Genomic DNA, 15,113 nt, shown 5'->3' with positions numbered 1-15,113 from the left:
AGACACAGTGAAGAAAACAGCAACTAAAACCTGATCCGCTTTAATCAGTTGCTCAGCTTCCGCGGACTGAAATACAGCTACGACGAACACGGACGTACCCGCAGCAAACAAACCGCTAGCGGTACCCAGTATTACTATTACGATGCCGAACACCGCCTGACCGAAGTGCGTATCGAACAGCTAACCATACTGAACGCTACGGCTACGGCTACGATGCCCTTGGCCGGCGCATCGAAAACACCGGCTGGATCGTGACGGCAAGCCGTACAACCGCATCACCTTCCTGTGGGACGGGCTGCAGATGATTCAGGAAAGCAGCGCATACAAAAACGGCAGAGCCTGTATCTGTATACCGGTGAAGGCAGCTATGAACCGCTGGCGCGGATAGACCGGACCGGTAATCAGGAACAACACATCTACTACTTCCACACCGACCTGAACGGCATGCCGGAGGAGCTGACGGATGAAGCCGGTGAAATCGTCTGGGAATGTTCATATCAGCTGTGGGGCAAACCGGTACAGGAGATTGCTCGTACAGAGATATAACAGAACCTGAGGTATCAGGGACAGTATTTAGACAGAGAAACCGGACTGCACTACAATACTTTCAGGTATTATGATCCTGATACAGGTCGCTTTACCCAGCCGGATCCGATTGGATTGCTGGGTGGCTTTAATCTGTATCAGTATGCGCCGAATGGATTAACCTGGATTGATCCGTGGGGGCTTACTGGTGAAGATGTAACAGGTCGACCATTATCTAGTCCTAATTATAGCGTCTGGTTCCAAACAGAAATTCCGTCGGATATTCATACTGCTTCTAGAAGTGTGCATTTCCAAAACGCAAACAAGCAGCTATATGAAGCTATACAGAAGGATCCAAATTTAGCTAAAATGTTACCGCCAGAGGTTGTTGCTCATGTGCAACCTGGGAAGAGAGGTGCATTTGCAAGAAATAGTCCACCGAATCATTCTTGGCATCATCAAGCTCAAGATCCAACAAAAATTGAGTTAATTCCTAGGGGGCAACATCAATCATCAGGTGCAGTTCAAAATACGTTGCATCCTAATCGAAAGGGTGGATTTAAAAAGCTAAGCAGTAATTGTTGATAATATTTAACGAGGTGATTTATGAAGCTTATTTCCATTGACGATGTTTTATCTTTTCCAGAAAATAATACAGAGTATTTTTGTTTACCTCCAAATAAAAACAACTGGACATTGAATACAAAGGGTGTTTTTACTTTAGATGCAAGGGATTTTCCTCCTGATTCTGATGAGTATTTACCAAAACAAGTTAAAAATGATGGCTGGATTGAAGTTTTAGATGGAGGGACAATTGAAGAAATTGTAGCAAATGCAAAAGAACAATTAGGTGTTCCGTCATTAGATGAATTATTTAAAGCATTTATTTTTTATTATGAAAACGATGCTTTTTTAGAATTCAAATAAAATAGCCAGAAAGTTATGTCGATCTTTCGAAATGTTTCATTAATATCATATTGTTCCATAGAAAATTATCTGAAGCTGAATAATCAATCTATTTTTTCAATAGTATAGGTTGAAGAAAAGTGAACTTGATAGATTTAAAAGTCTATAGGATTCTACTAAAAAAGGGAAATCCTAATTATGGCTAAACGTGTTGTTTGGAAAAAAAATGATCTGGTTAATATCCAGTTACGCGATGACTTATATACAATAGGGCAAATGTTAGTTAGCCCTGCAATGAGATTCTATGATATTTCCAATACTGATGGAATATGGAATGATATTGATTTAAATAATGTAAAGTCATTATTCAGAGTTTATGTGGGAAACGTAATTAACAAATACTTAATTCATAGTAAGATAAAATCTCCGACTGTAATTCCCAGCTCTGAACCGTATGAAAGGTATTGGATTCAACCATATACAATTATGGATGGTGACCACTATAAGGGAGATTTTGGTTTTGTATTTTTAGGAGGAGAATTAGTAGATGTTGGGGCAAATGGGGAAAAAAGTGTAACACATGCACCGATTATAAAAGAGGATTTAACTTTACCAGAGGATCGTAATCTTATTGAAAAATATGAACTGACTAATATGTGGGGTGATGGCGATTTAAGAGATCGCCTTTGTCGGTATTTTGATACGGGGATAAATCGTGATGATCTGAAGTTTGAGGTTTTCCCAGAATTATGGGATGACAGGGAAAAACTTCGTCCTTTAACAAGACGCCTTCCTGAGCCTTATCGTTAAATAATATATAATTTATGGATGAAAATATTGAAATCTTTTCCTGCCAGTTTTTTAATTTAATAAGATTAACATGGTGAAAATGGGCATTATTTAACTAATCATGCCTTTGCCTATTTTGTGGCCAAAGACGTGTAATAAAATCCAAATAAAATAGCTATTGCTGATTTTTTATTCTGATAATCTGAAAGATTTTAATTTTATTTATAAAAGAATAATTATATTAGATTGTGTCAAGTTAATTGGTTTGCTATATGTAGCACAAATAAACATGATATTGTTTGCAAAATAGCTATAGCTACAGCCCACGGTGTTTAGATAAAGACCTAAGATTACATACAATACTTTAGGTACTACGATCCGGATACAGGTCGCTTTACGCAGCCTGACCTGATTGGATTGCTGAGTGGTATTAATCTGTATCAGTATGCGCCCAATGTGCTGATGTGGATTGATCCATGGGGGCTTTCATGTTCACCTAAAAATGCAAAAAATAAAGTTTCTAGAGGACAATGTCCTAAAGAGATAATAAGAATAGATGCCCCAGAATCTAGTGTACCAGGTTCTCAATATCATGCACATGGAAAAAATGGGGGCGCAATCAATTTAGATGGATCTATACATGATAGAGATCCAAAATTTTCTAGAAAAACACTAGAATGGCTTAAAAGATTTGGTTGGAATACGGGTGATTAAATATGAATAAACTTGAAAAAAAATTGCAGCATCTTATAAAAAAAGAAGGGCTTGATAATTATTCAATTTTTTTTTCTGAATATAAAACTTTTGAGGAAATTCCATTATTTTCTAGATTTAAGCATATATCATTTTTATCATCATTTTCATTTAATGAAAAAAACAAAATTTTAATAAAAAAAAGTATAGAGTTAATTGATGAATGTAAATTAAATGCTAAACATTATATTAATGATAAAAATTTAAGTGACTTTTTTATTTGTGTCAGTATAACTGATTGGGATGATTATGAGGAGATAAATTGTTTAACTCCAAATATATATATATCTAGAAAAAAAAATTGGTTGTTGTCACATTTAAAACTAAAACATTCTCAAACTATAGAAGAAAATATAATAAGAGAATATCTATTTTCAATTAAAGAATTTGATTATACTGTTTTAATTTCAAACACATTTAAAGACTACAAAAGAGTATACATTATACATAAATCCATTATTTGTAAAACTATAGATTAAAATGAAAAATTTTATAATTTTAGTTAAAAATACATAATGCACTTAGAATAAATGAGTTATCATTTTTCTAGTAAGAACAAAATAAATGCAGACACGAATTCAATTTTTGCTCGTTATATTCGTTAATATAAAGTATTTGAAAATATTTATAGACTAAAAAATATCTCTTAAATAATTATGGAATGCTACCGGACGTATCGAAAGCTGCCGCAACGAAGCGTACTGGGAAACCCTGCAATACGATGCTGTGGCCAACCTGCTGGACAGAAGACGCGGTAAAGAAGAAAGCAATCAGAAACTGATCCGCTTTAATCAGCTGCTCAGCTTCGGCGGACTGAAATACAGCTACGACGAATACGGGCGAACCCTTAGCAAACAAACCACTAGCGGTACCCAGTATTACCATTACGATGCCGAACACCGCCTGACCGATGTAGGTATCGAACAGCTGGTGCATACTGAACGCTACGGCTACGCAGGTAAACGGCAGAGCCTGTATCTGTATACCGGTGAAGGCAGCTATGAACCACTGACGCGGATAGACAAAAACGGTAATCAGGAACAACACATCTACTACTTCCACACCGACCTGAACGGCATGCCGGAGGAGCTGACGGATGAAGCCGGTGAAATCGTCTGGGAATGTTCATACCAGCTGTGGGGCAACCGATACAGGAGATTACCCATAGAGAGATACAACAGAATCTGAGGTATTAGGGACGGTATTTAAACAGAGAAACCACTCCACACTAGAATACTTTAAAATACTACGATCTGGATACTATTAAGATTAGTTTGCACACATACATTCAGTAAACTCTACAAATGGGGGAAAGCATTTATATGATAAATAATGAAAAATTAATTATATTCCCTGTTCCTAATTGGAATAGAATAATTAGTTCTGATCTTGATTCAATGGCATATTGTATATGCTATCAATATAATATTGATTCGAATGGTTTTGGAGCTTATGGATTTAATACAGAGAAAGCCGAAAAAATAATAAGTAATACATTTCCCAATTTGATGTTTTTAGAAAAGGACAGTAAGGATTTTGTATCTTTAAAAGATACTAAAATTATTCAACAGTTTGGCATCTATCTATATGGCAATTCTGCAAAATTAGAATCATTAAAGATTGAATTGAAAAATTATTATATTGAAAAAAAGAAAAATGAAATTAAATTTAAAAAATCTTTGATCCCAATATCTTTACCCATCGAGCCTTTGATTATGTCATTGGTGAATAAGGATCAAACTCAAAGTTATACTATTAAAAAATTAGTAAATTCAAATATAGGGTTAATTTTTTGTCATCATTATATGCCTGAAGCAGGTTTAACATTAATAATGTTTGAAAAAAAAATATTATTAGAATTAAAAAAAATGCTATTCATAATAAAGTGAATTTCGTCGAACTGAGTTCGATTGATGAAATGAAAGCTTGGTAATATTGGACTTTACAATACTATTTTGGTGATTAAACCATACTATCTATTGGATAGTATAAAAAATAGAATAAACTGGACCCATCCAACACAAAAGCATGACCTGCAGATGATTCAGGAAAACAGCGCAGACAAACGGCAGAGCCTGTATCTGTATACCAACGAAGGCAGCTATGGACCGCTGGCGTGGATAGACAGAAACGGTAATCAGGAACAACAACACATCTACTACTTCCATACTAACCTGAAAGGTATGTCAGAGGAGCTGACGGATGAAGCCGGTGAAATCGTCTGGGAATGCTCATACCAGCTATGGGGCAAACCGATACAGGAGATTGCCCATAGAGAGATACAACAGAACCTGAGATATCAGAGGCAGTATTCAGGCAGAGAAAACGGACCCACTAAAATACTTCAGATGCTATGATCCGGATACAGACAGTTTTACCAAGTACGATCCGATTGGGTTAGTCTGTGGATTTAATCTGTATCAGTATACGCCAAATGCGCTGATATGGATTGAACCCTAGGGACTGGGTCCTAGTTGCACACAAACGTATTAAACATGTACGAAATTGCCATATAAGGCGATATAACAAAGCTGGTAAAAGTAAATATAGTTAAGAGAAAAAATATTTCCAATCTAAAAATAAATATAAAAAACTAATCAATATCGTAAGCTAAAAAATAGAATTATGAAAAATCCAGATAGAGTTATTCAACAACGTAATGGAAGGATTCGTTATGAAAAGGGTTATAATTGTGTAATATGTATAAGGGTGGAAAAGGAGATATTGTTATTTATGATCCAAAAAGAAGACAGAATAATTACATCTTATTCAACCCATGAATAGAGTTAATATAATGTTAAATTTTTCATATTTATCTGATACTGATGGAAGTAAACCATCGTTACTTTTAAGCGACAAAAATATTGAATCGTTAAATGATGCATTTTTCTATTTAGAAAAAAAAACTGGAATTTATATTGATCCTTATGGTACAACAAAAGTTCATCCTGACCATCAAAAAATCCTAATTAATTATTTATCAAATAATAAAGACAATGAAATAAAAAAATTATTAGCTTATTTGAGAGAAGCAGTTTCTCAAGATGAAGTAATACTAGCAGATGGAGATTAAAAATTGAGTATTCAGTCAAAAAATTATAATTATTAAGATATAAATATCGGTGTAATACCACGGATGTACCCGCAGCAAATAAACGGCAGAGCCTGTTTCTGTATACCGACCAATACGGCTATGAACCGCTGGCACGAATAGACAGAGACGGCAATCAAGAATAGCACATTTACTATTCGGATTGACCGGCAGACTCAAGCTTTATCAGTATGCGCCTAATAGATTGACTTGGATTGATCCATGGAGCTGGTGTAAATATTCTAAAAAAGCTTTTAAAAAAATATATATAGAGAGTCAAAGTGATAAAATAAGAGTAAATTCGGGTTTAAGTATTTTACCTAAAGGAGAAAAAGGTACAATAGTAGACCATGTTAAAGGGAAAGATACAGGATATATATCAGTTTCTGAAAATATATCTGGAACTAAAAAATATAGTTCAAATAGTGGCTTAGCAAAAATAGATGTAGCTAAAGCTACGCAAAATGATGCAAAATATATACCTCTTCAAAATGTTCAACAAGTTGTAAATACAAAGGGATCTTTGACCGATAGAAAAAACGTCAAAAGCGCTAATGGGGGGTTATTTCAAGGAGAAATACCCTACGAAGCAATTGAAATTATTAAATAGGAGTAATTTATGCCAGCGTTATCAGAATATGCAAATGTCTCAAATACAGTTTTTAATATTTTGGATAAAAAAGGATATCAAATTTGGTATGATGATGAAATAGATGTGTATTGTGCCCAAAAAAATGGTTGGGATTTTATGGCGGATTCACCATGTGGTTTATTAGGTTTAGTTAATATTTATGAATTTAAAAAACCTGCAATTTATGAGGAATATTGGTGGAGAGATAATGAAAAAGATTTAGTAGATAATCTGAGCAGAAAGAAGCCTAAATATATTTCTGTTATATATCAGAAATAAAAGAAATCAAACTAGTTAAATCTATCTCATGAGGCTAAAATAGCTGAGAAACAGAAATATACCATTTGTTTTTAAAAATTTATTATAAAAAGTGGTGTTGTAGTGATCTAGATTTTTAGCCTCAAACATGGTTGTTATTAATAATTTACGTGATGATGTAATAAAAAACAGAGAAAACTTGATTAAAAATAAGAATTTTATAGTATTTTTTCGTTATTAAAGTAAAAAATTAAGATCTAAAAGATTATATGAGCTTTTAAACTAATTCTAAGCCATTAACTTAGTAAAAATTCTATAAAATAACCAAACAACACAGTTCTGCTTTGTGTGAGATGGTTTAAGGATGATAGAGGAAACCAGTCCGAATCGACAGCAAAACCTTTACCTCTATATCGACACCAATAGCTATGAACCGCCGGCTCGGATAGACCGAACCGGAAATCAGGAAGAACATATCTAATACCCCATACCGACCTGTACGGCATGCCGGAAGAGCTGTTCCCTGTCAGTGAGGCTGTAAAAGCTAATTATTCAGGCTTTTTATTAGATAAATTTAGAACCTATTTATAATAATTTAATTACTAGTTAAGGTTTACATATATTATATTTCTGATAGTAGTTAGTTTACACAGTCTGATACGAGTAAAGCAGAATATAATAAAATAAAAACAACAAATGTAATTCGAGCAAATAATCATAGCAAAAGAGCACAAGGTGCTATTCAAGGTAAACCCACGGATGTTTATATTACTACAGTACCTCCAGAGCAGCTGAATATCATAAAAAAGGGAAGGGTGGGTTGACTAAAGTAAAGAGTGCTCATTATTTTTTATTTGAGATTGACCGATCTAAACTTGATTTAATAGATCGACAGAATGATTTTTTAAGACTTTATACAAAAGGAGATGTTAAACTTAGGGATGAGAATAATAAACTCAGAATAGATGTAAAACGTAGAAAAATTTTTGTGATAAAAAGTAATAATTTTGGGAGCATATATGGCAGAATGGACTGGTTATTGGTATGAATTTTATACTAACAAACCCATAGATTCATTCATTTGATCATTTTATAACAAAATAGAAATTTATCATTCTTATAAGTAGTATATTCGTACTGGTAATTAATGGCTAACACCTTTTTTCCATTCAGAAAATACGGAATATCATTTAGAGTATGGTTATAATGTTGATATGCAAGGAGAAGGTTGCTTTATGATACAAGCGCAAAAAATAGAATTGAAAGGAAAGGCAACTTTATTTGAATTCGAAGATGAAAGTGGTTTTGGTTGTAAACCTTATGATATAGATTTACGTTTTAATAGTTTATTCGGTTACGTACTTGTTAATATGATAATACTGGTCGCAAGAATGAAACCAGTATAAACAAAAAATTTGAGGAATAATTATTCATGATATTATCAGCTAAAGAAAAAGAAGCTATGTCTAAAAAGGGAAGCAAAGACAGATATATCTATTGTATAAAAAGAATTGTCGACTCTGAGCAGGCCTGGGTATTGGATAATGATGGTTTTGCTTTATGTGGACAAAATGGTAGTGATAATGAAGTTATTATGTTATGGTCTGCGCGCGAATATGCTATGAATTGTGCCTTTGATGATTGGAAAGATTACAAACCAAAAGCATTATCTCTAGATTATTTAATGAATGAATTATTGCCTGATTTATCAAAAGAAAAAATTCTGGTAGGTATTTTCCCTGTTCCTACCTTATGTGATACTCCGGTTGTTGATCCAAAAGATTTATTACGTGATTTAGAACACATCTGTAGTGATTATTTTTAAATTATAGTTAAAGAGCAACATTAAGCTCTTCAGCTTATTATTTGAATATGATAAAGAAATTTTATAGAAACAAAGTAAATATTGTTTTTAAGCCCAAAATATTTTACTGCTATTAATAATAAGATATATAATGCTATGGAAAATTTTTTGAAATTATTAGATAAAAAAAAGATAAATTATTATTTTGATAATAATAAAATTATCATTAATGATAATCTAAATTTGAAAAAAAATATTAGTATTTTACCTGACAATCTGTTTATTTATGGTGATGTAAATTTAAGTGAAACAAAAATTCAAAAAATACCAAAAACCTTTGCTGTCACTGGTAGTTTAAACTTAGCATGGTCTGAGATTCAAGTATTACCGGATAATTTCCATATATGTGGTAATTTAGATTTAACAGCTACTAAAATTAAAATGCTGCCTGAAAATTTATCAGTAAAAGGTAATTTAAATTTAACAGCTTCACTTATCAAGAAATTGCCAGAAAATTTATATGTTGGTGGAGATCTATGTTTAGCTAGTGCCTATTATATTCAAACATTACCAAAAAAATTATCAATTAATGGCAATCTAGATCTATCATATTCAGCGATCAAGGTATTACCTGATAATTTATCAGTGGCTAATAATTTAGATTTAACTTATTCAGCAGTTGAAGTATTGCCTGATAATTTATCTGTAGGAGGAGATTTAAATTTAGCAAATACAAATATTAATACCTTACCTAAAAATTTATTTGTAGGTGGAAATTTAGATTTAATCAATAGTAAAACTAATACATTGTCTGAAAATTTAACAATTGGTGGCGATTTAGACTTAGGATATTCTAATATTCAAACATTACCAGAAAATTTATCAATTGGTGGTGATCTAGATTTAAGATATACCAATATTCAAGAACTACCTAAAAAAATTTGTATTAATGGTTCTTTAAATTTACGTGGTACAGATATCAGATTTTTACCTGATAATTTATCTATAGGGAAAAATCTAAGTATAGCCAAAACACAAATTCAAATATTGCCTGAAAATTTATTTGTCGGAAAGTATTTAAATATTGAATCAACGCAAATTACGCTTTTATCCAAAAATTTATTTGTTGGTAATGGAATATATTTAGATATAGATAAAATACAAAATATTATTTACAGAGAAAATAGTAAAGATAATTCAAAAGTCATTTTTGCATGTTGGGTTAATGGAATGTTTTCCATTCAGGCCGTTGGTTTTTTTGGTTCTCTAGAAAGTTTTAAAAAAATGGTTGATGGAAAATATTCTAAAGAAATAGCCATAATATACAAAAAATTAGCAAAGGAGTGCGTTGATGAATTGACTAAAAAATTAAATATTGCTGATTGAGTAGGTTAATACCACAATGTTATTTATTACGGTTGCATTAAAAATTATCTTATAGATCTAGTAATTAAATATTTAGTTTAGAAATCCTAAAAGTATATTATTGCAATCAGAACAGTTAATACTGTTTTATTTAAATTATTAAATTTTAAATAAAATAAATAATTAATAATAAAATTATAGTGAAATATTATTAAAATTAAAAAATAAGTGTTTTGTAAAAAGACGTTTTGAATAAAAAATTAAATCGTAATTATAATAAAAATGTGAACACAGCACTATCCAATTTTATACTAATAAAAATTAAAATTATTTTAATTAAATATTTTTATTCATGTATATTGCCGGTTTTATTATTAATCTATAAAAGCATCTTCTTCAAGATAATAAATCACAGCCTCCAGTAAATCGTCTTCAGAGGCATTAGGGTGGTGCTCCAGTTTATTGTCGATAATTGCACAAAATGTTGCGTACTCTAACCAAGATCGATATTTATCTTTCTGTTCATCCATATCATCATCTTCTTCTTCCGTTTCAGTCAGATAATAATTGGCTGATTCAATACATTTTTTCGTATTATCAAAATCTAAATCAACAAAAATATACCATCCCTCAGAATAAGGAATATTTTTAGAAATTTTCAATAAATTAGTGAACCCTGTTGCAGTTTTCATATTTGCCTCCTTATTTTTTATCAACATTCTGTTACGCCATCCCATTTATAGCGTATGCTAGAACAATCAGGATGATAGATTTTATGATAGGTCTTATGATCTTTTCGATCAACAAGATTCAATATACCTAATTCATTCTCATGATGTCATGTTAACCCTGGTGGAAGGGCAGTTTTAAACTTACCTTTTGAGTTTGGGGTTGTACATGTTGAACAACTCCGGGATATTTGATTTGTATTTCTCTCTTAAAAGCAGGATCTTTTTTTATTATTTATAAAGAGCTTCATTTCCTCGCCTAAAGTGCTCTGCATTAATAAGACTGTATAAAGTATTGTAATGTAATCTCAGGTCTCTATCTAAACACCGTGGGCTGTAGCTATAGCTATTTTGCAAACGATATCATGTTTATTTGGAATACAATTAGCAAACAAATTAACTTCATACAATCTAATATAATTATCATTATATAAATAAAATCAAAATTTTAGATTGTCAGAATAAAAAATCAGCAATAGCTATTTTATTTGGATTTTATTACACATCTTTGGACACAAAATAGGCAAAGGCATGATTAGTTAAATAATGCCCATCTTCCCCATTAAATTTCTTCGCAGCGTCCGGCCAGGCAAAAAAACGTGTCTCAGGTTTATCCGCAATCTGCCCCGATTCCCGATTAATTAAATAAACTTTCTTGGCGCCTTTTTTAAATATTTTCCATACCGCTTTTACAAATTTATCGGTTTCGGGTCGTTTTACCAAATCATAAGAAGCAGTTAATCGACCATTTCTTAAAGACTCAGTATCATAACCGGGTATTCAGAACGTGAAAAACGGACAAGACCTTTTCCCACCCAGCCACCCATATAACCTGATCCTGCAGGGTGGGGCATCACATATTCTTTTTTATAACGTTCAATACTTAAAATATCAGTATTTATAATACTAAAATCTATATTTTTAGCTATTTCCATATTTAGTACATCGGAAATTGGTATATTCAGATCAGGCCATGGAAATTGCTTAATAAATTTAACCGATTCAATTTGATCTTTTAAAATTTTGGAGAATTCTACTACATCCACTGCAGTCATAAAGATTTCTAAAGCAGGCAGTTTAATTTTACCAATCATATAATTTCACTTTAATAAGTTAGATGAAATGCTAATCTACTACCATCCTTTATATATATTTCCGCTTTCCATTTTTGATATATCAAGCACTCCCGGATCAGGCATAGTTCCTTTTGGTACGGTAATCACAATTGCATCAGGATTTTGCTTAAAAATGATAATGGCATTTTATAAATAAAATTAAAATCTTTTAGATTGTCAGAATAAAAAATCAGCAATAGCTATTTTATTTAGATTTTATTACACATCTTTGGCCACAAAATAGGCAAAGGCATGGTTAGTTAAATAATGCTCATTTTTCCCATTAAATTTTTTCGCAGCGTCCGGCCAGGCAAAAAAAACGTGTCTCAGGTTTATCCGCAATCTGACCCGTTTCCCGATTAATTAAATAAACCTTTTTGGCGCCTTTTTTAAATATTTTCCATACCGCTTTTACAAATTTATCGGTTTTAGGTTGTTTTAATAAATCATAAGTAGCAGTTAACTAACCATTTCTTAAAGATTGGGGTGCATAACCAGCCAATCTGGAACATGCAAAATAGCTTGTCATTTAGCATATCGACCAAATTACGTTTAAATTTTAATAATTAAGCTTTATATATAAAATTAATGGTAAACCATTAAAGTAAAAAATATTTTAAATTATTTGTGCCTGTAATTTATTATCTAGGCATAATCACATCATTTGCAATTATATTTATAATATCACCTGATTGCATTTCTATCTCTATATTTTTATAAGTAGCATCATTTTTAAGATTAAATTTATTTACGCTTACACTTTCACCCCACTCATCCCATTTTGGTATGTTAATATATTTAATACTTTTGAATATAATATCTACAGGAAGAGAATTATTATTAAGGAACTTAATAACAAGTGTACTTTTTTCCCAATCAATAATCAAAGATACTAGTGTCCAGTCATGCATATTTAAAGCTTTCTATTATTTGGTGTCTAATGGCAAGTGTGCTTCAGGTGATTCATTTGGTACAACTTTACCGTCAATATCAAGACGTTTTCCAGCTACATCATTTACATGACAATGTGGTCAATTTGGTTCAAGATGAACTAATACACGCTGTTTGCCAGTAATAGGATCTATATATGCACCTTTCCCTGTCATTGGATCTGGTCCTTTTGAAATTAACCCATGATTCCAAGTAATTTTATCGATTTCAGAAGGCTTCTTGCCAGCAATATCTTTAGGATTAATATGTGGTGATTTGCTTTTTTTGGTGTTGGCCCACATATTAGACCTAACGAATCAATCCAAGTTAATTCATTCGGTGCATACTAATACAGATTAATGCCACCCAGTAATCCAATCGGATCCGGCTGTGTAAAGCGGCTTGTATCCGGATCGTAGTACCTGAAAGTATTAAAGTATTGTGGTGAAGTCCGGTTTCCCTATCTAAATACTCTCCTTGATAACGTAGGTTCTAACGAGTCGTCCTAATGCATCGTAGACGTAGCCATAACGTTTAGTTCTTCTATACTTACTTCGTCAGGGACAATTATGTGTGTCAAGGAGTCAGTATGGCTTAGTTTTGCTACTGGGCGACAGCCTTTATTTATTCTAGATATTTTTAAAAAATTACCACATTTCATTAACCCATAAAGATTCTTTTTTTGTTTTAAAAAAATCTGGGGAATTAAAGTTTATACCATTTTTTATCGAATAAGAAAGTAATAGATCATAGGTAACTCTATCGGCAATTCTTCTTTTAGAATAATATTGTTCATCTTCAAACCATAAAAGATCACCTATTTCATCAAAAATCCATTTATCGTCTTTCATCGATCTTACTAAACGAATCGTTTCTCCAGAGTCTTCAAGCGTCATCTCCATACATGGTTCTGCTCCACTAAATAACCTGAATGATAGATAGCTAGAATTATTTGCTTTCGTTATACAATAAAGTAAGGAACTCCATCCATCAGATAAATTAGATACAAATACTAACTGATTGTTATTCACACATGGATAATAAAAAACACCACTGCTGGAAAATTACTTCCTTTACGAATGTCCAAATGTATTTCTTCGACCCATTTTCGGCTTGGTATTGGTTCGTCCGACCAATTTAGTCCATTTTTAAGTATGGTTTCTATCTCTGTGAGATTGCTATTCACTATGCTAAAAGCTAACATCTTATTTTCCAATTGAGGAGCCACTTATTAAAATATTGATAATCCACCTAAAATATTTCCTGATTTGTCAATTAACCAAAATGTATTTCTGGCATTAGGATCACGACTTGGTATAGTGCTTTGATGTCCAAGGCTACCCTTTAATGTTGTATCTACTTCAATATTATAGTGTTTTCCTTTGTAATTATATTGAACATCTGGCTTATTTGTACCCACTTTATTTCCATTAAAATCTACTTGACTTACTTCGTCAGGGACAATTATGTGTGTTAAGGAGTCAGTATGGCTTAGTTTTGCTATTGGGCTGACAACCTTTAATTATTCTAGATATTTTTAATAAATTATCGCATTTTGTTAACCCATAAAGATTCTTTTTTTGTTTTAAAAAAATCTGGGGAATTAAAGTTTATACCATTTTTTATCGAATAAGAAAGTAATAGATCATAGGTAACTCTATCGGCAATTCTTCTTTTAGAATAATATTTTTCATCTTCAAACCATAAAAGATCACCTATTTCATCAAAAATCCATTTATCGTCTTTCATCGATCTTACTAAACGAATCGTTTCTCCAGAGTCTTCAAGCGTCATCTCCATACATGGTTCTGCTCCACTAAATAACCTGAATGATAGATAGCTAGAATTATTTGCTTTCGTTATACAATAAAGTAAGGAATTCCATCCATCAGATGAATTAGATACAAATATTAACTGATTGTTATTCACACATGGATAATAAAAAACACCAATGTTGGGAAAATTACCTCCATCATGAATGTTCAAATGTATTTCTTCGACCCATTTTCGGCTTGGTATTGGTTCGTTCGACCAATTTAGTCCATTTTTAAGTATGGTTTCTATCTCTGTGAGATTGCTATTCACTATGCTAAAAGCTAACATCTTATTTTCCAATTGAGGAGCCACTTATTAAAATATTGATAATCCACCTAAAATATTTCCTGATTTGTCAATTAACCAAAATGTATTTCTGGCATTAGGATCACGACTTGGTATA

The 15,113-nt window shown here is 32.0% G+C and carries 25 protein-coding genes and 1 pseudogene; 17 read left to right on the top strand and 9 right to left on the bottom strand.

All coding sequences use genetic code 11. The annotated features are described in order from the left end of the window. The first annotated feature begins 48 nt into the window (after positions 1-48). The 17 genes from GY065_RS13090 (at position 49) to GY065_RS06860 (ending at position 10,143) form a co-directional block, all read left to right on the top strand. A complete protein-coding gene (locus tag GY065_RS13090; protein WP_202984071.1) occupies positions 49-255 on the top strand; it encodes an RHS repeat domain-containing protein in 207 nt (68 codons plus the stop codon). Positions 256-285: 30 nt separating this feature from the next. Beyond that, positions 286-546 carry an RHS domain-containing protein gene (locus tag GY065_RS13085; RefSeq protein ID WP_202984070.1) on the top strand — a complete coding sequence of 87 codons (261 nt, stop codon included), beginning with the start codon at positions 286-288 and terminating at the stop codon, positions 544-546. Positions 547-552: 6 nt separating this feature from the next. Next, on the top strand, positions 553-1,110 hold the full coding sequence (locus GY065_RS13080; RefSeq protein WP_256433040.1) for an RHS repeat-associated core domain-containing protein: 558 nt from the start codon (positions 553-555) through the stop codon (positions 1,108-1,110). A 21-nt stretch (positions 1,111-1,131) separates the two neighbouring features. Next, positions 1,132-1,452, top strand: a complete 321-nt coding sequence (locus tag GY065_RS06925; RefSeq protein ID WP_174833583.1) for a hypothetical protein — start codon at positions 1,132-1,134, stop codon at positions 1,450-1,452. A 177-nt stretch (positions 1,453-1,629) separates the two neighbouring features. Next, a complete protein-coding gene (locus tag GY065_RS06920; RefSeq protein ID WP_174833582.1) occupies positions 1,630-2,241 on the top strand; it encodes a hypothetical protein in 612 nt (203 codons plus the stop codon). Positions 2,242-2,574: 333 nt separating this feature from the next. Further along, complete coding sequence (locus GY065_RS06915) at positions 2,575-2,934, top strand: RHS repeat-associated core domain-containing protein (protein WP_174833637.1); 360 nt, start codon at positions 2,575-2,577, stop codon at positions 2,932-2,934. A gap of 2 nt (positions 2,935-2,936) precedes the next feature. Beyond that, the gene (locus tag GY065_RS06910) at positions 2,937-3,452 is read left to right on the top strand and encodes an Imm15 family immunity protein (protein WP_174833581.1); all 516 of its coding nucleotides are present in this window, start codon (positions 2,937-2,939) and stop codon (positions 3,450-3,452) included. 247 nt (positions 3,453-3,699) lie between these two features. Next, entirely contained in the window at positions 3,700-4,161 is a 462-nt protein-coding gene (locus tag GY065_RS06905) for an RHS domain-containing protein (RefSeq protein WP_174833580.1), read from the top strand. A gap of 116 nt (positions 4,162-4,277) precedes the next feature. Beyond that, positions 4,278-4,862, top strand: coding sequence for a hypothetical protein (locus tag GY065_RS06900; protein ID WP_174833579.1), 585 nt, complete (start codon positions 4,278-4,280; stop codon positions 4,860-4,862). 150 nt (positions 4,863-5,012) lie between these two features. Further along, positions 5,013-5,330: an RHS domain-containing protein gene (locus GY065_RS06895; protein WP_174833578.1), complete on the top strand. Its 318-nt coding sequence runs from the start codon at positions 5,013-5,015 to the stop codon at positions 5,328-5,330. Further along, the gene (locus GY065_RS13605; protein ID WP_174833636.1) at positions 5,272-5,433 is read left to right on the top strand and encodes an RHS repeat-associated core domain-containing protein; all 162 of its coding nucleotides are present in this window, start codon (positions 5,272-5,274) and stop codon (positions 5,431-5,433) included. The genes GY065_RS06895 and GY065_RS13605 overlap by 59 nt, the downstream gene beginning before the upstream one ends. A 334-nt stretch (positions 5,434-5,767) precedes the next feature. Next, a complete protein-coding gene (locus tag GY065_RS06885; RefSeq protein ID WP_174833577.1) occupies positions 5,768-6,046 on the top strand; it encodes a hypothetical protein in 279 nt (92 codons plus the stop codon). Positions 6,047-6,269: 223 nt separating this feature from the next. Further along, on the top strand, positions 6,270-6,674 hold the full coding sequence (locus GY065_RS06880; RefSeq protein WP_174833576.1) for a hypothetical protein: 405 nt from the start codon (positions 6,270-6,272) through the stop codon (positions 6,672-6,674). 9 nt (positions 6,675-6,683) lie between these two features. Continuing rightward, positions 6,684-6,974, top strand: coding sequence for a hypothetical protein (locus GY065_RS06875; protein WP_174833575.1), 291 nt, complete (start codon positions 6,684-6,686; stop codon positions 6,972-6,974). Between the two features lie 1,214 nt (positions 6,975-8,188). Then, a complete protein-coding gene (locus tag GY065_RS06870) occupies positions 8,189-8,359 on the top strand; it encodes a hypothetical protein (RefSeq protein ID WP_174833574.1) in 171 nt (56 codons plus the stop codon). Between the two features lie 26 nt (positions 8,360-8,385). Beyond that, positions 8,386-8,778 carry a DUF2750 domain-containing protein gene (locus tag GY065_RS06865; RefSeq protein ID WP_174833573.1) on the top strand — a complete coding sequence of 131 codons (393 nt, stop codon included), beginning with the start codon at positions 8,386-8,388 and terminating at the stop codon, positions 8,776-8,778. Positions 8,779-8,925: 147 nt separating this feature from the next. Continuing rightward, a complete protein-coding gene (locus tag GY065_RS06860; protein WP_174833572.1) occupies positions 8,926-10,143 on the top strand; it encodes a hypothetical protein in 1,218 nt (405 codons plus the stop codon). A 353-nt stretch (positions 10,144-10,496) separates the two neighbouring features. On the opposite strand, the gene GY065_RS06855 is transcribed toward GY065_RS06860, so the two are convergent. The 9 genes and pseudogenes from GY065_RS06855 to GY065_RS06820 form a co-directional block, all read right to left on the bottom strand. Continuing rightward, positions 10,497-10,814, bottom strand: a complete 318-nt coding sequence (locus GY065_RS06855; RefSeq protein WP_037474727.1) for a hypothetical protein — start codon at positions 10,812-10,814, stop codon at positions 10,497-10,499. A gap of 534 nt (positions 10,815-11,348) precedes the next feature. Then, a complete protein-coding gene (locus GY065_RS13075; RefSeq protein ID WP_202984068.1) occupies positions 11,349-11,573 on the bottom strand; it encodes a hypothetical protein in 225 nt (74 codons plus the stop codon). Positions 11,574-11,602: 29 nt separating this feature from the next. Continuing rightward, complete coding sequence (locus tag GY065_RS13070) at positions 11,603-11,944, bottom strand: hypothetical protein (RefSeq protein WP_202984067.1); 342 nt, start codon at positions 11,942-11,944, stop codon at positions 11,603-11,605. 662 nt (positions 11,945-12,606) lie between these two features. Further along, positions 12,607-12,876: a hypothetical protein gene (locus tag GY065_RS06845; protein ID WP_174833571.1), complete on the bottom strand. Its 270-nt coding sequence runs from the start codon at positions 12,874-12,876 to the stop codon at positions 12,607-12,609. A 120-nt stretch (positions 12,877-12,996) separates the two neighbouring features. After that, entirely contained in the window at positions 12,997-13,197 is a 201-nt protein-coding gene (locus GY065_RS06840; protein ID WP_174833570.1) for a hypothetical protein, read from the bottom strand. A gap of 44 nt (positions 13,198-13,241) precedes the next feature. Further along, positions 13,242-13,328, bottom strand: a pseudogene (locus GY065_RS13600) (RHS repeat-associated core domain-containing protein); the annotation flags it as partial. Positions 13,329-13,542: 214 nt separating this feature from the next. Further along, the gene (locus GY065_RS06830; protein ID WP_174833569.1) at positions 13,543-13,797 is read right to left on the bottom strand and encodes a hypothetical protein; all 255 of its coding nucleotides are present in this window, start codon (positions 13,795-13,797) and stop codon (positions 13,543-13,545) included. A 329-nt stretch (positions 13,798-14,126) separates the two neighbouring features. After that, positions 14,127-14,315 (bottom strand): hypothetical protein, encoded by a 189-nt coding sequence (locus GY065_RS06825; RefSeq protein WP_174833568.1) that lies wholly within the window; start codon positions 14,313-14,315, stop codon positions 14,127-14,129. 125 nt (positions 14,316-14,440) lie between these two features. Further along, positions 14,441-14,998, bottom strand: coding sequence for a hypothetical protein (locus tag GY065_RS06820; protein ID WP_174833567.1), 558 nt, complete (start codon positions 14,996-14,998; stop codon positions 14,441-14,443). Positions 14,999-15,113 lie beyond the last annotated feature (115 nt).

This window comes from Snodgrassella sp. ESL0323 (assembly GCF_013346865.1).
Lineage (GTDB): Bacteria > Pseudomonadota > Gammaproteobacteria > Burkholderiales > Neisseriaceae > Snodgrassella > Snodgrassella alvi.
This window is presented reverse-complemented; position numbering and strand designations above follow the sequence as displayed.